Source organism: Bradyrhizobium sp. CCBAU 45389 (assembly GCF_028128625.1).
GTDB classification, from domain to species: Bacteria; Pseudomonadota; Alphaproteobacteria; order Rhizobiales; family Xanthobacteraceae; genus Bradyrhizobium; species Bradyrhizobium liaoningense_B.
The window spans coordinates 25,346-41,743 of sequence record NZ_LBIY01000087.1 but is presented as its reverse complement, the minus strand read 5'-3'; the positions used below and the strand labels follow the sequence as shown (position 1 = coordinate 41,743).

Annotated in this window: 16 protein-coding genes; 7 read left to right on the top strand and 9 right to left on the bottom strand. The window is 64.7% G+C overall.

Annotation, left to right across the window (positions count from 1 at the left end):
- Nucleotides 1–10: 10 nt before the first annotated feature.
- From XH79_RS17080 to XH79_RS17065, 4 genes are all read right to left on the bottom strand, one after another.
- Nucleotides 11–862 carry a carbohydrate ABC transporter permease gene (locus XH79_RS17080; protein ID WP_018641536.1) on the bottom strand — a complete coding sequence of 284 codons (852 nt, stop codon included), beginning with the start codon at nucleotides 860–862 and terminating at the stop codon, nucleotides 11–13.
- Nucleotides 859–1,731, bottom strand: a complete 873-nt coding sequence (locus XH79_RS17075) for a carbohydrate ABC transporter permease (protein ID WP_232953877.1) — start codon at nucleotides 1,729–1,731, stop codon at nucleotides 859–861. The genes XH79_RS17080 and XH79_RS17075 overlap by 4 nt, the downstream gene beginning before the upstream one ends.
- A gap of 94 nt (nucleotides 1,732–1,825) precedes the next feature.
- Complete coding sequence (locus tag XH79_RS17070; protein WP_212026833.1) at nucleotides 1,826–3,211, bottom strand: ABC transporter substrate-binding protein; 1,386 nt, start codon at nucleotides 3,209–3,211, stop codon at nucleotides 1,826–1,828.
- A gap of 217 nt (nucleotides 3,212–3,428) precedes the next feature.
- Nucleotides 3,429–5,369: an AsmA family protein gene (locus tag XH79_RS17065; protein ID WP_271582461.1), complete on the bottom strand. Its 1,941-nt coding sequence runs from the start codon at nucleotides 5,367–5,369 to the stop codon at nucleotides 3,429–3,431.
- A gap of 325 nt (nucleotides 5,370–5,694) precedes the next feature.
- Here XH79_RS17065 and XH79_RS17060 point away from each other — a divergent pair, with 325 nt between their 5' ends.
- The 3 genes from XH79_RS17060 to XH79_RS17050 all read left to right on the top strand — a co-directional run bounded on the left by XH79_RS17060 (nucleotide 5,695) and on the right by XH79_RS17050 (nucleotide 7,779).
- Complete coding sequence (locus XH79_RS17060) at nucleotides 5,695–6,402, top strand: CoA transferase subunit A (RefSeq protein ID WP_027573157.1); 708 nt, start codon at nucleotides 5,695–5,697, stop codon at nucleotides 6,400–6,402.
- A gap of 68 nt (nucleotides 6,403–6,470) precedes the next feature.
- The gene (locus XH79_RS17055; protein WP_211407130.1) at nucleotides 6,471–7,121 is read left to right on the top strand and encodes a 3-oxoacid CoA-transferase subunit B; all 651 of its coding nucleotides are present in this window, start codon (nucleotides 6,471–6,473) and stop codon (nucleotides 7,119–7,121) included.
- Nucleotides 7,122–7,143: 22 nt separating this feature from the next.
- Entirely contained in the window at nucleotides 7,144–7,779 is a 636-nt protein-coding gene (locus XH79_RS17050; RefSeq protein ID WP_271582359.1) for a GNAT family N-acetyltransferase, read from the top strand.
- A 201-nt stretch (nucleotides 7,780–7,980) separates the two neighbouring features.
- On the opposite strand, the gene XH79_RS17045 is transcribed toward XH79_RS17050, so the two are convergent.
- From XH79_RS17045 to XH79_RS17035, 3 genes are all read right to left on the bottom strand, one after another.
- Nucleotides 7,981–8,856, bottom strand: a complete 876-nt coding sequence (locus XH79_RS17045; protein WP_271582358.1) for an SUMF1/EgtB/PvdO family nonheme iron enzyme — start codon at nucleotides 8,854–8,856, stop codon at nucleotides 7,981–7,983.
- Nucleotides 8,857–8,910: 54 nt separating this feature from the next.
- Entirely contained in the window at nucleotides 8,911–10,005 is a 1,095-nt protein-coding gene (gene nirK / locus XH79_RS17040) for a copper-containing nitrite reductase (protein WP_212345123.1), read from the bottom strand.
- A gap of 225 nt (nucleotides 10,006–10,230) precedes the next feature.
- Nucleotides 10,231–10,437, bottom strand: coding sequence for a hypothetical protein (locus tag XH79_RS17035; RefSeq protein ID WP_212345125.1), 207 nt, complete (start codon nucleotides 10,435–10,437; stop codon nucleotides 10,231–10,233).
- 158 nt (nucleotides 10,438–10,595) lie between these two features.
- On the opposite strand from XH79_RS17035, the gene hemN reads away from it, so the two are divergent.
- Both hemN and XH79_RS17025 read left to right on the top strand, forming a co-directional pair.
- Nucleotides 10,596–11,948 carry an oxygen-independent coproporphyrinogen III oxidase gene (hemN, locus tag XH79_RS17030; RefSeq protein WP_271582357.1) on the top strand — a complete coding sequence of 451 codons (1,353 nt, stop codon included), beginning with the start codon at nucleotides 10,596–10,598 and terminating at the stop codon, nucleotides 11,946–11,948.
- A 192-nt stretch (nucleotides 11,949–12,140) separates the two neighbouring features.
- Nucleotides 12,141–12,338 (top strand): DUF1858 domain-containing protein, encoded by a 198-nt coding sequence (locus tag XH79_RS17025; RefSeq protein WP_212345129.1) that lies wholly within the window; start codon nucleotides 12,141–12,143, stop codon nucleotides 12,336–12,338.
- Nucleotides 12,339–12,446: 108 nt separating this feature from the next.
- On the opposite strand, the gene XH79_RS17020 is transcribed toward XH79_RS17025, so the two are convergent.
- Nucleotides 12,447–13,157 carry a Crp/Fnr family transcriptional regulator gene (locus XH79_RS17020; RefSeq protein ID WP_271582356.1) on the bottom strand — a complete coding sequence of 237 codons (711 nt, stop codon included), beginning with the start codon at nucleotides 13,155–13,157 and terminating at the stop codon, nucleotides 12,447–12,449.
- A gap of 129 nt (nucleotides 13,158–13,286) precedes the next feature.
- On the opposite strand from XH79_RS17020, the gene XH79_RS17015 reads away from it, so the two are divergent.
- Entirely contained in the window at nucleotides 13,287–14,498 is a 1,212-nt protein-coding gene (locus XH79_RS17015; RefSeq protein WP_271582355.1) for an NnrS family protein, read from the top strand.
- A gap of 3 nt (nucleotides 14,499–14,501) precedes the next feature.
- On the opposite strand, the gene XH79_RS17010 is transcribed toward XH79_RS17015, so the two are convergent.
- Complete coding sequence (locus XH79_RS17010) at nucleotides 14,502–15,539, bottom strand: AraC family transcriptional regulator (protein WP_271582354.1); 1,038 nt, start codon at nucleotides 15,537–15,539, stop codon at nucleotides 14,502–14,504.
- A gap of 200 nt (nucleotides 15,540–15,739) precedes the next feature.
- On the opposite strand from XH79_RS17010, the gene XH79_RS17005 reads away from it, so the two are divergent.
- Nucleotides 15,740–16,360 carry a response regulator transcription factor gene (locus XH79_RS17005; RefSeq protein ID WP_212345140.1) on the top strand — a complete coding sequence of 207 codons (621 nt, stop codon included), beginning with the start codon at nucleotides 15,740–15,742 and terminating at the stop codon, nucleotides 16,358–16,360.
- Nucleotides 16,361–16,398 lie beyond the last annotated feature (38 nt).

The following is a 16,398-nucleotide window of genomic DNA, read 5'->3' as shown; positions in this document are numbered from 1 at the left end:
TCCTGTCGCGTCAGGACTTCACCGCACCTGCCGTCAGCCCGCCCACCATGTAGCGGCGGAAGGCGTAATAGACCGCGGCCGGCGGCAGCGCGTAGATGAAGCCGGTGGTCATGAGCAGCTCCCACGGCGAGTCGTCGGCGGCGAGGAAGTTGCCGAGCGCGACGGGGAGGGTGATCTCGCGGTCGTTCGAGAGCAGCAGGAACGCGTAGAGATATTCGTTCCAGGCCAGCAGCACCGCATAGGTGCCGATCGCGACCAGCGAGGGCATCATCAGCGGCAGATAGACCAGGCGGAAGATCTGCAGCGTGGTGGCGCCGTCCATGACCGCGGCTTCATCCAGCTCGACCGGCAGCTTGTCGGACGCCTGCTTGAGCACCCAGATCGCGTAAGGCGAGGCGATCGTCACCATGGCCAGGATCAGCGACCAGTGATTGTTGAGCAGGCCGTAATTGCCCATGGTGCGATACATCGGCACCGCGAGGAACGCCGCGGGGATGAAATAGGTGAAGAGCGCGAGGTTCAACACCATGCGCCCGCCCGGCACCTTCAGCCGCGAGATCGAGAACGCCGCGGCCGTGGCGATGAACAGCGTCAGCACGCCGACGGCCGCCGCGATCAGCGTCGAATTCCAGAACTGGACGTAGAAATCGCGCAGGAAGTAATGCTGCTGCTTGAACACGATCTCGAAATTGTGCAGCGTCGGATGGTCCGGCCACAGCTTGCCCGAGAACGCGTCCTCCTTCGGCGAGATAGCGAACAGGAACATGTGGTAGATCGGGATCATCGTCCACAGGAAGACGGGAATGCCGATCAGGAGCAGCCGCGCTTCCGTCGCGACGTCACGGAGAGAGGGAAGCTTCATCGCGACAACCGTTTCATCATGAAGTACACGAGCGGCAGGACGAACGGCATCGCGCAGACGATGGAGGCCATCGCGAGCGAGAGCTGGTCGAGCCGGAGATAGCGGATACCGAGCGTCGCCAGCACGTGCGTGAGGTCGGCCGGGCCACCGCCGGTGAGCAGGTAGACGCTGTTGAAATCGCCCAGCGTCCAGATCATCGAGAGCAGCGTGCAGGTGACATAGAGCGTCTGCATCGACGGCCAGGTGATGAAGCGGAATTTCTGCCACCAGCTCGCGCCGTCGACCTCGGCGGCCTCGAACAAATCGTGCGAGATCGCAAGACGTCCGGTGATCAGGATCAGCGTCCAGAACGGCAGCGACTTCCAGATGTGCACGCCGATCGCCATGCTGAGCGCCACGGTCGGATCGTTCAGCCAGTTCGGGCCGTCATCGCCGGTGAAGGAGAAGATGAGGTGGTTGATGACGCCCCATTCGGGGTTGAGCATGAAACGCACCGACAGGATGGTCGGAATCGACGGCACCGCCCAGGGCAGGATGAAGATCACCGAGAGCCATTTGATCCAGGTGCGCTGCACCGCGAAGAAGCCGGACAGCACCAACGCGATCATCATCTTGATGTTGATGCCGATGACCAGGAAGATCAGCGTGTTGACGGCGGCACGCGCAAAGATCGGGTCGTTGTACAGCGCGACGTAGTTCGCCGGAGCGCGCGCCAGCCACAGCCCGTAGCAGACGGGATAGACGACGAAGGCCAGGAAAACGAGCAGATAGGGCGCGAGCAGGATGATGCCCCACACCTGCGCCGGGGTCAGCCGCGACGACAGGGGCGGGCCGGGGAGTGCCTGATCGCCAGAGAGCGTGATCGCCATTCTTTAGGACTCTTCAAAGAGAAGCCGGCCGCGAAACGCGGCCGGTGTTGTTCTTACACCTCTCCCCGCGATGCGGGGAGAGGGGAGGACGGACTTAACCCGCAACTTCCTTGATGCGGGCGATCATCTCGTCGACAGCCTTTTCGACCGGGACCTTCTCGCTGACGACCCGGTTCATGGCCTTGGCCCAGATGTTCTCGTTGTTGAGGATCGTGAACTTCCAGTTCTTGGTGAAGTCGAACGCGGTGGTGCCGCCGGTGAACTGGCTGTAGACGGCCTTGCGGTGCTTGTCGGCCTGCCAGAACGGGCTTTCCTGGCTTGCCTTCGTCACCGGGAACCAGCGGCCGAGCGCGCCCTCGATATAGGGGCGGACATTCTCTTCCTGGAGCAGGAAGGCAATGAACTGCTTGCCCTCGGCCTTGTTCTTGGCCGCGGTGAAGACGAGACCGGTCTTGACGTCGGAGCGGTAGCGGATGGTCGAACCATCCGGCGCCTTCGGGAAGGACGCCGTCACGATGTCCTGCTCATAGGCCTTCTTGCCGGCGTCGCGCTGCTCCTGGGTGAGCGCCTGGTTCTGGGAGTCCTCGAACCACTTCGCCGCGATCGAGATCGTGAAGTTGTGGGTCATCACGATGGTCTTGTTGTGGAAGGCGACGTTGTTGTCCGGATCCTTCCAGGTCGTGGAGGAGGGCGGCGTGCAACCCTTGATGTAGGTGTCGGTGTAATCCTTCATCGCCTTGATCAGGTTCTCGCGAACCTTGGGGTCGTCGACGAGGAGCTTGCCGTCGTCGTCGACCAGCTTGACGTGATAGGCGTCCATGAAGGTGTAGAACGACTGGAAGGCGTCGGTGGATTCCACGCCCATCGGCTGGCCGACGGCATAGATGCGCTGGCCGGTCGCCTTGCGGATCGCCGGCTGCACCTTGTCGCACCAGAACGTCCAGTAGCCCGACCAGTCGGTCGGGATGTCGGCGAGCTTGAAGCCGGCCTTCTCCAGCATGTCGTTCCAGATCTCGACATGCATGCTCTGCTGCTTCAGCGGGAAGCCGTAATAGGCCTTCTTCTTGGTGACGTTGTTATAGAGGATCGACGCATCGAGCGTGTTCTGGACGAACCGGTCCTTGATCGGCTCCATGATGTCGGAGAGGTCCTCGAGCTTGCCCTCGTAGGCCCACTTGCCCTGCGCCTGCACGTCGTAGGAATCGGAATAGGCCACGTCGGGCACGGTGCCGGCGTCGAGCGCGGCGACCGTCTTCGGAATCATGTCCTGGATCGCGTACTGCGACAATTCGACCTTGATGCCGGTCTTCGCTTCGAATTTCTTGATCGTCTCGATCAGCGCGTCGTCTTCGGAGCGGTAGAAGCCCTTGCCCCACCAGACCGTAATCGTCTTCTGCTGCGCAAAGGCAGGTGCGGTGGCGGCAAACAGCCCAGCCGCAGCGACCGCCAATGACACTGCGCCAATAACCTTGGATTTCACGTTTTTCTCCCTCAAACGGCCGGTGTTTTTAACCGGTCGCATAAAACACTAGCGCATGGTGGTAGCGCAATCAACGCATCTTGTCAGACCTTAGTCGTGGGCCTTTCGCCGGAGGAGATGCTTGACGTGCGCATCGATCCAATCGCCGCATCAATTCGGCCGGATCAATTCGCGATGGTCGGCCGTTGCCGGCCGATCGGCGCCCGATGAGGCGGCACTAGTTCGACTTGGCGTTGTCCTTGGGGTTCTCTTTCGCGTTCTCCGCCGTCGGCGATTCCGCCGGTGCGGGACGCTTGCCTGCGCCGGTGATGCGCTCGATCGCGGAGCGCACGGCATCGCTGCCTTTGCGGTCCTTGAGCATGTCGAGCAGCGGCGCGGAGGCCGGCGAGCGGCGGATCAGGCTTTCCGGATCGGGGAAGATCAGGGGATCGTCCCAGGGCCCCTGCACCACGAACGGCAATTCGAAGCCCGACGCACTGTTGAGGCTCGCCACGCCCTTCATGTCGTATTCGCGCGTCGGTACCGATGCTGTGCCGGTGAGCGTGATCTTCGCCGCCGGTCCTTCGACGCGGATGTCTTCGGCGGTGGCGATGCCGTCGGAGAATTTCACCGCGATGGTGAGGTTGTCGTAAGGGGTCGAGCCGCTGCGGAAATTGCCGCCGCCCGACAACGGCCGCCGTTCCAGCCGCTTCAACAGCTGCTCGGCGTTGAAGCCCGAGATCGCGCCGTCATGGCCGGTGACCGTGGCGCTGCCGTCGAGCGACTGCACGAGGCCGAACGGGCTCGAGCCGGAGGCAACGAGCGAGACGTTGATGTTGCCGCGGCCGGACAGCTTGTTGAGGCCGAACAGCTCGGTGGCGCAGGCCTGCAGGTCGACGTCGGTGAACTGGAATTGCGCCTTGATGTCGGCGACGCTGTCGGAGCGCGCAATGCCGAACGAGCCCTTGGCGATGCCGCCATAGACCTGGGCCTCGCCGACCGAGAGCGCCAGCGTGCCGTTGCGCAAATTGGCCCCGATCGCGGTGCGGCCGAGCCTCGTCGGTCCGACCGTCAGCCGCGCCGCCGACAGGCGCATGTCGAGGTCGGTGGTCGACAGCCCGTTGAGGTCGAACAGCTGCCTGTTCCAGTCCCGGGCGCCGCTCGCGAGCAGGCGGAAGGTCGAAATATAAGGTGTGAAGTCGAGCGCGTCGGCGGCGAGCGTCGCCTGCAGCGTCTGCCGGCCGTTATTGGCGTAGGTCATGACGCCCTCGGCGGTGTTGCCGTCGAGCTCGACATTGACATTGGTGAGCGCGATCGAGGCGCCCACCACATTGGCGCGCGCCTTCAGTGCGAACCGGCCGAAGCCGCCGCTGGCCGGCTGCGGCTGTCCGGTCCAGCGCAGCGCGTTGCGCAGGGACGGGCTGTCGATGGTGAGCGTGCCCTCCATCATCGGGCTGGTGCGGTTGGCGACGCTGCCGTCGAAGGCGAGCTTGAGCGGCGCGCTGGCGATCCGCGCCTTCAGACCGGACCGGTCGCCGGAGAGGGCGGCGACGAAATCGGAAAAGCTGATCGAGCCGTCGACGCGCTCGCCGCGCCAGTCGAACTGCCCGGTCGCGGCGAAGGAGCGCGAGATCGACGGCCAGGCCAGCGACAGGTCGATGTCCTCGAACTTCTCGGTGGCGTGGGTGGCGGCGTCCTCGTAATTGAGCACGCCGTCCTGGATCCGGATCTCGGAGAACGACACCTGGTTGTCGGCCCCGGGCTTCATGGTGCGCGCAATGGTCTGGATGAAGGGCGTCCAGTTGCTCTCGCCGTCCGGCTTGAGGCTGACATGGATGCGCGGCCGCAGCAGCGTCAGGTCGGCGATCTCGAAGCGCTGCAGCAGCAGCGGCAGCAGCCGCAGATTGGCGGTGAGCACGTCGACATGGAGCGCGGGATCGCTGGTGCCGCCGCCCTTCAGGCCGACGTCATGGAAGGAGATGTAGCTCGCCGGCAGCACCGAAATGTCGATGCTGCCCGCGACATTGAGCTCGAGGCCGGTGACGTCGCGGATCTGCGCTTCCACTGCCTTGCGCAGCGCGTCGCGGTTGATGAGCCATGAGGTTGCGATCAGGGCGATCAGCGCGATGCCGAGCAGCGCCGCGATCGGCGTCCCGAGGCGCTTCATTCCTTGGGCCATGGTCAATGGCATGTCCTGATCGGGTTGGTTGTTGGTCCAGCAGGGCGGCCGGGAGACCTGCGCGCCCCACGCCCAAGGTTTGTTAGGCTACAAGTTTGGTCAGGTTACAAGTCTTGTTAGGTTACAAGTCCTGCTAGTTAAGTGCCGCAACTTGATGGGTTTTCTTGTCGCTTTCAAGGCCGCGGGCGGCTCTGCCCACGCCGTGGGCAGCTTCTACCACCGCCCCGCGGAGCGGAGAACCCCGTATCATTGACGGCTTTGGAGGATTTCGCCTAATAATCGCCGCCAATGATGGCGCGACGCCTCCAAGCCGAAGGTTTCCTGTATGAACAAGGTCTATCCCGACGCCAAGTCGGCGCTCGACGGCATTCTGAAAGACAACATGATGATCATGTCGGGGGGCTTCGGCCTCTGCGGCATTGCCGAGGAGCTGTCGGACGCGATCCGCGAATCCGGCGTCAAGGGCCTGACGGTCGTCTCCAACAATGCCGGCGTCGACGGCATCGGGCTCAGCCGCCTCCTGGAAACCCGCCAGATCAAGAAGATGATCTCGTCCTATGTGGGCGAGAACAAGCTGTTCGCCCAGCAATTCCTCGCCGGCGAGCTGGAACTCGAATTCAACCCGCAAGGCACGCTGGCCGAGCGCATCCGCGCCGGCGGCGCCGGCATCCCGGCCTTCTACACCAAGACCGGCGTCGGCACGCTGATCGCCGAAGGCAAGGAAGTGAAGGAGTTCGACGGCGAGAAGTACCTGATGGAGCGCGGCCTGTTCGCCGACCTCGCCATCGTGCACGCCTGGAAGGGCGATACCGCCGGCAACCTCATCTACCGCAAGACCGCGCGCAACTTTAACCCGATGATGGCGACCGCCGCCAAGATCACGGTGGCCGAGGTCGAGCATCTGGTTCCGGCCGGTGAACTCAATCCCGACCACATCCATACGCCCGGCATCTTCGTGAAGCGCATCGTCGAGGTCGGCACGGCCAAGAAGCGCATCGAATTCCGCAACACCCGCCCGCGCACCAGCGCATGATCCGGAAAAGTGGAAGCCGGTTTTCCGATCAGATCATGCGCCACTAAAGAATCGACAGGAGCACAACGATGGCCTGGACCCGTGAACAGATGGCTGCGCGCGCCGCGAAGGAATTGCGCGATGGCTACTACGTCAATCTCGGCATCGGCATCCCGACGCTGGTCTCGAACTACATCCCCGACGGCATGGACGTCTCCTTGCAGAGCGAGAACGGCATGCTCGGCATGGGCCCGTTCCCCTATGAAGACGAGGTGGACGCCGACCTCATCAACGCCGGCAAGCAGACCGTGAGCGAGCTGCCCTCGACCTCGTATTTCTCGAGCGCGGATTCCTTCGGCATGATCCGCGGCGGCCACATGGACCTCTCGATCCTCGGCGCCATGCAGGTGGCCCAGAACGGCGATCTCGCCAACTGGATGATCCCCGGCAAGATGGTCAAGGGCATGGGCGGCGCGATGGATCTCGTCGCCGGGGTCAAGCGCGTCGTCGTGGTGATGGAGCATTCGGCCAAGGACGGCCCGAAGCTGCTGAAGCAGTGCAACCTGCCGCTGACCGGCGAGCGCGTGGTCGACATGGTCGTCACCGATCTTGCCGTCTTCACCATCGACAAGCACGGCGATGGTGGCATGGCCCTGATCGAGCTCGCCGACGGTGTCTCGCTCGACGAGGTCAAGTCCAAGACCGAAGCTGAATTCCGCGTCGCGCTGAAGAACACCTGAGGTCTTCGAGAATGGGGCGCGCATGACGATACGGTCTGCGCGTCCCGAAGACGCCGGTTTCATCGTTCAAACCATCCTGTCGGCGCAGCGCGGCTATCGCTCGCGCGGCTGGTTCGACGTCGCGCTTGGCTGGCCCGAAGCGCAGTGCCGCGATTTCATCGCGCGCATCGCGGTCGCTCGCGCCGTGTCGATGTGGCACGTCTCGCAGTTCCTGGTCGTCGAGGTCGACGGCAAGCCGGCCGCAGCGCTGTGTGCGCTGCCCGCAGCCGGTACGGGACCTGCAGCCTGGCGCGCGATCGAGGAAGTCGCGGCCGCGACCGGGCTCGCCGCGCCGGAGCTGGAAGCCATCCGCCGGCGCGGCGCCTATACCCGCGCCTGCTGGGTCCAGGGCGGAGAGGGCGACTGGATGATCGAGCATGTCGCGACCGATCCTGCCTATGGCGGCCGCGGTCTCGTGCAGGCGCTGATTGTCCACGCGCTGGAGAAGGGGCGGGCGGCTGGATTTAGACGGGCGACGATCTCGTTCCTGATCGGTAACGAGGCGGCCGAACGCGCCTACACCAAGGCTGGTTTTGCCTTCGCGGAAGAGAAGCGTGATCCTGCGTTCGAAGCGATCATCGGCGCGCCCGGCTTTCGCATGTTTGCACGGACAATGTGAGCAGGTTGTGGGCGCCAAGCGGTAGCCAATTTCTCGCTGTCGTCCTGGCGAAGGCCAGGACCCATACCGCGAGGTCCATCGATCGCGGACGGTAATCGTCCCGAACGACCAGCCTTCGCCAAACCTGGTTCGGTGGTTATGGGTCCTGGCCTTCGCCAGGACGACGTTGGAGAGGCATAGGCGCGATTCCACGACAGTCGATCACGACCTCGCCCACACCTTGCCCCACCGCACCGACACGTTCGCCATCCACGTCCGCTCTTCCCGCACCAGGCGGAAGCCGAGATTGGCGGGCGGCACGCCTTGCGCGCAGCCGCCGGCGCGGGCGTCGCGGATGAAGTCGGTGACATAGGCGCGGTGCGCGCCTTCGGCGACACGCACGCCGCAATTTACGGTCGGCCGGCCGGCATTGCCGGCCTCGTCGATCCGCGAGCGCACGAAGCAGGTCGAAGTCCACTCCCAGACATTGCCGGCGAGATCTTCGATGCCATGCTCGTTCGCGCCGAACTTGCCGAACGGATGGGCCGCAGTGTCGAAGGGATCGCGCTCGGACTCGCGCTCGTAGCGGCTGATCCAGCGCTTCGAAGGATTGTCCTGGTCCACCGGCGCGCCATCGTCCTTGAATCTGGAGCCCGCCGCAAACGCCCATTCCTCGTCACTCGGCAGGCGGTAGTGCTGGCCGGTCTTGCGCGACAGCCAGCCGGCATAGGCTTCGGCGTCGTGCCAGTTCACCTGCACCGCGGGCCGATCGATGGCGACCGCCACGCCGCGATCGAGCGCGCGGCAGGCGCCGTCCTGCACGCAGATCTGATAGTCGGACGACGAGACCTGATTCCGCATGATGTGCAGCGGCTTCTCGAAGCGCATCGCGCGCAGCGGCACTTCCGCCTGCTGCCCGCCACGCGTGAAATCGCCGGCCTCGCGATAGGAGAAATTGCCCGGTGTGATCCTGACGATCGCGGGCTCCGCCGCCGTGCCGTGGACCGCCATATCCGAGACCAGGGGCGCCATCGCGATCGGCCCTGCGAGCCCGGCGCCGCAGGCGAGCAGCAGCTTCAGCTTGAATGCGATCAGCATGGTCGTCCCCCCGAAAGGAAGAAGGGGCCGGTGATCACCGGCCCCTCGTCGCGTCTAGTTGGTGTTGGCCGGGATGTCCGCAGGCGCCTTCACCTGCATCATCAGATCGTCGTTCCACTTGCCTTCGACCTTGAAGTGCGCGGTGGCGCCGAGATCGGCGGCCTCGATCAGGTTATGCGTGACATAGGCGTAGATGCCGGGCTGCTGGAATTTGTACAGCGCAGCTCCCGCCGAGCCGCCGCGGATGAACCAGGTCTCGAGCCCGACCTCGGGCGCATTGCCGAACTTGCCGGTCTCCCAGACATAGTCGCCATGGCCGCCGATCAGGTGCGGACGGCTGTCGCGATTGGCCTGCGAGTGCACGATCAGCACGTTCTCGCCGACATTGGCGGTCAGCGCGTTCTTGCCGGTGAGTGCGCCCGCCTTGCCGTTGAACACGACATGGGTCGGCGTGAGCTTCTTCATCACCTCTTCGGTCTCGGTGAAGGCTTCGCCCGGCGAGTCGTAGGACTTGAAATTGCCCTTCTCGTCGCGCGGCACGTACATGTCCTGCTCGCCGATATAGTAGACCTTGTCGTACTTCAGCGCGTGGCCCTTGCCGTCGTTCAGTCCCTCGCGCGGCAGCACCATCACGGCGCCGTTCATGCCGGAGACCACGTGCCAGGGGATCATCGGGCCGCCCGGCGCGCAGTGATAGACGAACACGCCGGTCTTGGTCGCCTTCCAGCGCAGCACGACCTGCTCGCCGGGATTGACCAGCGTGAGCGCGCCGCCGCCGAGCGCACCGGTCGCCGAATGGAAGTCGATGTTGTGCGGCATGGTGTTGGTCGCGGGATTGACCAGTGTCGTCTCGACGTAGTCGCCCTCATGCACGACCATCAACGGACCCGGCATCGAGCCGTTGAAGGTCATGGCCTGGAAAGTGGTGCCCTTCTCGTCGATGACGACCTTCTTCTCCTCGATCGTGAGCTTGAACTCGATGATCTTGGGGCCCTGCTTGGTTGCCTGCTCGTGCGCGTGCACGAACGGCGGAGCAACCAGCTCGACCTTTTGACGCGGCAGTTTGAGATCGTCGGCCGCCAGGGCGGGTGTCGCCAGCATCAGGGCGGTCGCGGCGGCGCTGATCAATGCGGCTCTGCGGGTGAACATTGGAAGCATCCTTCATCTGAAATGGTCTTGATGACGGATGCAGTGTGCGCCTGTTGCGGCAAGAGTGTTTGCGCTGCGACAAGCTTCTGCCGGTTTAGCCTCCGGTAAATTCCTTAGGAGCTGCGCCGAAGCCGCATCGACGATGGCTAGGATCGCGCGTCGTCAGCGGCGCAAGTCGTTCGCATGTTCAGTTGCATTCGCTCGTGAACGGATGGATCTGCTCGATCAGAGCAGGTGTATCGCCATCCAGACCGTGCCCCAGACCGCGAGCGACAATGCGGCGAAGACGGCGGCCATGAGGGCCAGAACGCGCGCGAGATGATTTGCGCCGGTTGCGGGCGCGGCAGGGACAGGACGGAAATCGTCGAAGCGCGGGATGTGGCCGCGAATGCCGGCGAGCCAGAGAACGAGATCGAGCGCGAACGACGCCATGGCCTATCTCCAGGATAGCGGTGATTAAACGTCATCATCGGCCAGATCAGGCGCTCGGACTTTGAGCGAGCGCAAGGTCGCTCGCCAGGAAACGGGTAATTCAATGCCATCCGGGATTTGCCGCGCGACGCCGGCATCGATTTACGAATGGGTAAGACATGAGGACTGATCTCGCAGCGAGCTACGGCGAAGAGAGATTGCCGCGCTATACGAGCTATCCGACCGCGCCGCACTTCTCGCCGGCGATCGGCGCCGATACCTACGCCCGGTGGCTGTCGGAGCTTCCTGCCGGCACCAGCGCGTCGCTCTATCTGCACGTGCCGTTCTGCCGCGAGATGTGCTGGTATTGCGGTTGCCATACCCAGATCGTGCGCCGCGACGAGCTGATCGCGGCTTACCAGCGGACACTGCGCAGCGAGATCGCGCAGGTCGCCGAAACCATCGGTCGCCGCATCAAGGTCGAACACATCCATTTCGGCGGCGGCACGCCCACGATCATGGCGCCGGAGGCCTTCGCCGAGTTGATGGCGGCGATGCGCCATTCGTTCTTCGTGCTGCCGTCGGCGGAGATCGCGGTCGAGATCGACCCGAGGACGCTGACCGCCGACATGGTCGAGGCGATGCGGCTCTCCGGCGTCAACCGCGCCAGCCTGGGGGTGCAGAGTTTCGATCCGGTCGTGCAGCGCGCGATCAACCGTGTGCAGAGTTATGAGCAGACCGCGTCCGTCGTCGACATGCTCCGGCGTGCGGGCATCGCGGGACTCAATTTCGACCTGATCTACGGGTTGCCGCATCAGACCGTCGCCTCCTGCCTCGATACCGTCCAGCGCGCGCTCGAGCTCGGGCCCGACCGCTTCTCGGTGTTCGGCTATGCGCACGTGCCTGCCTTCAAGAAGCACCAGCGGATGATCAACGAGGCGGTGCTGCCCGACGGTCTTGCGCGTCACGATCAGGCCTGCGCGATCGCCAATGCGCTGAAGGAGGCCGGTTACGTGCAGATCGGGCTCGACCATTTTGCGCGTCCCGACGACGCCATGGCCGTGGCTTTCGAGGAGCGGACGCTGCGGCGCAATTTCCAGGGCTATACCACCGACCGAGGCGAGGTTCTACTCGGCTTCGGTGCCAGCGCCATCGGGCATCTGCCGCAGGGCTACGTGCAGAACGAGGTGCAGATCGGCGCGTACGCGCAAAGCATCACCAGTGGCCGGCTCGCCACTGCCAAGGGCTACGGGCTCACCGACGACGACCGGCTGCGGGCCGACATCATCGAGCGCATCATGTGCGAGTTCAGCGCCGATCTCGGCGACATCTGCGCGCGCCACGGCGCGGAGCCGAAGGCGATGCTCAAATCGGCCTCGCGTCTGAAGCCGCTGATCTCGGACGGCGTCGTGCGGCTGGACGGCGATCGGATCGCAGTCGCAAACGACTCGCGCTTCCTGGTCCGCAGCGTCGCCGCCGCGTTCGACGCGCATCTGGATCCGGGAAAGCAGTTGCACAGCAGGGCGGTGTAGCCGCGTCATTCCGGGGCGCGCCTCTTGGCGCGAGCCCGGAATCCATTTCTCCCTATCATCCGCTGCGCGATGGATTCCGGGTTCGCGCTTCGCGCGCCCCGGAATGACGAGTTGAGGAACCGGCAACAGCTTGCGCTTCAGCAAAGAAACCGGCACCCGCTCGGCTATCGTCGCTTCGGAACGGAGTTGTCCATGCCCTTTCGATCCGACGACCTGGTCGATGACATCATGCGCACGGCGCCGCACACGATCCGCGTGTTTCTTGCTTTCAGGCTGGCCTGCGTCGGCTGCCCGATCGCAACCTTCCACACGGTGGACGACGCCTGCCGCGAGCACGGCATCGACCGCGACAAATTCCTCGCTGCGCTCTGCGACTGCGTGCCGGCGTGAGACGATCTGGAGTTCGCGCGGGCGCGTGCGAACTCCCGGGTGAGGGGCAAGCTTCCGCCGCAAGCGGAGGCATCCTCACCCCTATCTTCAACGACAGCGGTGCGGCGCTCACGCCGGGCCGCTGTCGGCCGTCCGTTCCGCCAGTACGACGATCTTGTGCGGCTCGCGCAGGATGATGCGCTGACGGCCGCTCTCGACGAGGCCCTGGCTCTCCCAGCCGCTCAGGATGCGGCTCACGGTGTGCAGGGTGGTGCCGGTCATCTGCGCGATGTCCTGGCGGCTGATCGGGAAATCGATCTCGATGCCGTGGTCGAGTTTCTTGCCGGACTGTTTGGCAAGGCGCAGCAGCACATGCGCGACACGCTGCTCGACCTGCTGGGTCGACATTTCCAGGATGCGGGTGTGGCTCTCCTGCAGCCGCGCGCCGACGGTCTGGAGCGTGTTGGCGGCGAGCGAGGGAAACCGCTCGACCAGCCGCGGCCAGGCCGAATTCGGCCAGATCAGCACCACGCTGTCGTCGACAGCCATCGCGGTGGCCGGATAGTGCGCGGCTCCGATCGCCATCGCGAGCCCGAACGTCTCGCCGGGCGCGACATAGCGCACCACGATCTGCTCGCCGGTCGGGGTGGTCTTGGCCGCGCGGACATGGCCGTGCAGCAGCAGGAAGAACGACTGCGCGTCCGCGCCCTGCTCGAAGATGGCGGTGTTCTTCGGGTAGCGTGCCGAACGGGCCTCGCGCAGGATCTCCTCGAGGTCCTCCGGCTTGACCCCGGCAAACAGCGGCAAATGCGCAACCAGCGATGAGTCGACCTTGGCCATTCTGCCTCCTTGGCGCTCGGGAGTGTGATGGCACCTGCAATCGTCCTGCAATTTGCGATAGCGCAAAACCGGCCGTCCGGGACGGCAGTATTTTTCCAAACAACAGTCTGAATTGATAGGAGTTGCCCCATGGCTGGCGCCCGATCCCGCAATTTTGCGGGCTGGCCGCTGTTCGCAAACAGTTTTCGGCCCTTTTTCCTGCTCGCCGCCATCCAGGCCGGGCTCTCGATTCTGGCCTGGCTGCCGATGTTCTACGGTGAATTGTCGGTGACATCGGCCTTCGCGCCGCGCGACTGGCACGTCCACGAGATGCTCTATGGCTTCCTGCCTTCTGTCATCACCGGGTTCCTGTTCACGGCGATCCCGAACTGGACCGGGCGGCTGCCGATCCAGGGGACCTCGCTGGCAGCACTGCTGGTGGTCTGGCTCGCCGGGCGCGTTGCGGTGACGCTGTCGGCCGAGATCGGCTGGGCCTTCGCGCTGATCGTCGATGCCGCTTTCCTGGCGCTGGTCGTCGCCGCTGCGACGCGCGAGATCATCGCGGGCGGCAATTGGCGCAATTTGCCGGTGGTGGTGCTGGTGCTCATGTTGCTCTCCGGCAATGTCGGCTTTCATCTCGAAGCACATTACGAAGGCGCGGCCGATGTCAGCATCCGCGTCGGCGTCAGTGTCGTGATGCTGCTGATCGCGCTGATCGGCGGCCGCATCATTCCGAGCTTCACCCGCAACTGGCTGGTCAAGTTCAATCCCGGACGCCTGCCGGTGCCGTTCGGACGTTTTGACGGCGCGGTGATCGGAGCGAGCGCACTGGCGCTGATCGCATGGATCGCGGCGCCGCTGAACATGGTCACCGGTGTTCTAATGGCTGTGGTTGGCGTGCTGCATCTGGTTCGGCTTGCGCGCTGGGCCGGTGATCGCACCACGCGCGAGCGGCTGCTGCTGATCCTGCATGTCGGTTACGTCTTCGTGCCGTTCGGCTTCATCCTGAATGCCCTGGCCGCCTTCGGCGAACTGCCGCCGAGCGCGGGCATTCATGCCTGGATGGCGGGCGCGGCCGGAACCATGACGCTCGCGGTGATGACGCGTGCAAGCCTTGGTCATACCGGGCAGGCGCTCACCGCCTCGCCCGCGACGCAATCCATCTATGTCGCGATCGTCGTCGCGGCGCTGGCGCGGGTCTGCGCAGTGGTCGTGCCTGCGCATGGTGACGTGCTGTTGCATGTCGCGGCCTTCGGCTGGGTCGCCGCGTTCCTCGGCTTTGCCGTCGCATTCGGCCCGCTGCTCGCCGGCAGCCCGCGGCGCGCCCTCGCCATCATGGGCGTGCCGGCCCCGGCACGCTGAGTCCTAGGCGGCCGATGCGGGAGCGGTTTCGATTGGCTTTCCCAGCGGCCGCACGCCCTTGCGCCATGCGGTGATGGTGCAGCCGAAGCGGCCGCGGAACCAGCGGGCCATCGCGCTTTGCGCGGAGAAGCCGAGCTGCGCGGCGATATCGGCCAGCGGCCGGTCGGGATCGTCGATCAGCTGCATCACGAGATCGGCGCGCTGGGCGTCGAGGATGGCCGAGAAGCTGGTGCCTGATGCGGCGAGGTGGCGGTGGACGGTGCGGCGGGTGCAGGCGAGATGCTCGGCCACCCGCTCGACCGTGCAATCGCCGCTGGCGAGCAGGGTCCGCACCACCTCGTCGACCTTCTCCTCCCAGCTTGCCGGCCGGGTCTCGATCGCCTCGATCCGCTTTCGCAGATAATTCGCGATCAGGGGATGCGCGCTCGGAATTCGCCGCTCCATGTCGTGCGCCGACAGCACGATCGCATCGTCATCCGCCTTGAAGGTCACGCGGCATCCGAAGAAGTCGCGGTAGCGCTTGCGGTCGTGCGGCGGCGGATAATGCAGGTGCACCTCCTGCGGCCGCCAATCGCTGCCGAACAGCGACTGGATGATGCGGTGGACGCTGCCGAGCGCCATGTCGATCGACTGCCGCGGCGCGCGCGGCTGCCGGCCGCGCAGGTGCAGCGTGATGGTCACGGTCTGCCTGTCCCTGACGACGTCGAGCTTCATGCCGTCGTGATGAATGTGAATGAATCGCGAGAACGCCTCGATCGCTTCACCGACGGTCGCCTGTTCGCGTACGATCAGGCCGACCGCGCCGAAATTGGTCAGGCCGCCGCGCTCGGCGAGGCGCAGGCCGAAATCTTCGGCACCGGAAGCCTCTGCCGACAATTCGAGCAGGCGGCGCACGCTGGCGACTGCAATCGGTGTATCGGGCTTGTCCAGTACGGCCAGCGGCAGCCTGACCTTGCGCATCATCTGCCTGGGGTCGAGCCCGACTGCCCGGGCGACCTCCGGATAATAGCTCAAGCCTGCGCTGCGAATGAGGTCGGTCATGCGAACCGTTCCTGCCAGCCATTCCCGCAGATGTCCCGAAATGTAAAGTTTCTGTCCCGATCCGTCAAATCCGGGAACAGGACGGAACATACATAAGGGAAACCGAAGCACGGGCGTGAATGCCGTGCGCATGACGGCGGGGCGCGACGGGGCCCCCGGCCGTCTCGGGTCATTTGACCAAGACATTGCTGGATCGGGATATGCCGGGGAACATGCTTTCCAAGGGCGAGGTATTCGTCATCGACACCGACGCCGCCTCCCGCGAACAACTTTCCAATGCGCTCCAACAGGGCGCCTATGACGTGATCTGCTTTGCCGATGGCGCTTCTCTGCTCTCGGAAGCAAGGGAGCGGATGCCCGCGTGTGTGCTGCTGGAGATGCCGCCGGATCGCTCCGCCCTCGAGGTGCTGAAGCGGCTGCGCGAGGAGAATTGCATGGCGCCGGTTCTGGTGACGTCGGCGAACGGCAGCATCGCCATGGCGGTTGACGCGATCAAGAGCGGCGCGACCGACTTCATCGAAAAGCCGTTCCGAACCCACGACATCGTTGGCCGGATCGATGCCGCCATCGACGAGGTCGCCCAGCCCGGTTCGAGCCGGCAGCGCTGGTTGCCCGGCTGCGAGCCCCTGACCGAGCGTGAAGGCGACGTGCTCGAGCATCTTGCCGCCGGCCTCACCAACAAGGAGATCGCCCGGCGCATCCATCTGAGCGCCCGGACTGTCGAGGGCTATCGCGCCAGCATCCTGAAGAAGGCCGGCGCCAAGAACGTGACCGATCTGCTCCGCCGCATCTTCGGCAAGGGCTCGCCCGCTCAGGCCTGAGGTCTCCACGGCGCGTGCCCGCGTTCCGTGGCCATGGT

Bases quoted from the DNA above. Each gene is read 5' to 3' on its own strand.
- XH79_RS17060 (WP_027573157.1), top strand. From the start codon at position 5,695: ATGAACAAGGTCTATCCCGACGCCAAGTCGGCGCTCGACGGCATTCTG.
- XH79_RS17025 (WP_212345129.1), top strand. From the start codon at position 12,141: ATGCCCTTTCGATCCGACGACCTGGTCGATGACATCATGCGCACGGCG.
- XH79_RS17045 (WP_271582358.1), bottom strand. From the start codon at position 8,856: ATGCTGATCGCATTCAAGCTGAAGCTGCTGCTCGCCTGCGGCGCCGGG.
- XH79_RS17080 (WP_018641536.1), bottom strand. From the start codon at position 862: ATGAAGCTTCCCTCTCTCCGTGACGTCGCGACGGAAGCGCGGCTGCTC.
- XH79_RS17035 (WP_212345125.1), bottom strand. From the start codon at position 10,437: ATGGCGTCGTTCGCGCTCGATCTCGTTCTCTGGCTCGCCGGCATTCGC.
- XH79_RS17065 (WP_271582461.1), bottom strand. From the start codon at position 5,369: ATGGCCCAAGGAATGAAGCGCCTCGGGACGCCGATCGCGGCGCTGCTC.
- XH79_RS17075 (WP_232953877.1), bottom strand. From the start codon at position 1,731: ATGGCGATCACGCTCTCTGGCGATCAGGCACTCCCCGGCCCGCCCCTG.
- XH79_RS17020 (WP_271582356.1), bottom strand. From the start codon at position 13,157: ATGGCCAAGGTCGACTCATCGCTGGTTGCGCATTTGCCGCTGTTTGCC.
- nirK (WP_212345123.1), bottom strand. From the start codon at position 10,005: ATGTTCACCCGCAGAGCCGCATTGATCAGCGCCGCCGCGACCGCCCTG.
- XH79_RS17005 (WP_212345140.1), top strand. From the start codon at position 15,740: ATGCCGGGGAACATGCTTTCCAAGGGCGAGGTATTCGTCATCGACACC.
- XH79_RS17050 (WP_271582359.1), top strand. From the start codon at position 7,144: ATGACGATACGGTCTGCGCGTCCCGAAGACGCCGGTTTCATCGTTCAA.
- hemN (WP_271582357.1), top strand. From the start codon at position 10,596: ATGAGGACTGATCTCGCAGCGAGCTACGGCGAAGAGAGATTGCCGCGC.
- XH79_RS17010 (WP_271582354.1), bottom strand. From the start codon at position 15,539: ATGACCGACCTCATTCGCAGCGCAGGCTTGAGCTATTATCCGGAGGTC.
- XH79_RS17055 (WP_211407130.1), top strand. From the start codon at position 6,471: ATGGCCTGGACCCGTGAACAGATGGCTGCGCGCGCCGCGAAGGAATTG.
- XH79_RS17015 (WP_271582355.1), top strand. From the start codon at position 13,287: ATGGCTGGCGCCCGATCCCGCAATTTTGCGGGCTGGCCGCTGTTCGCA.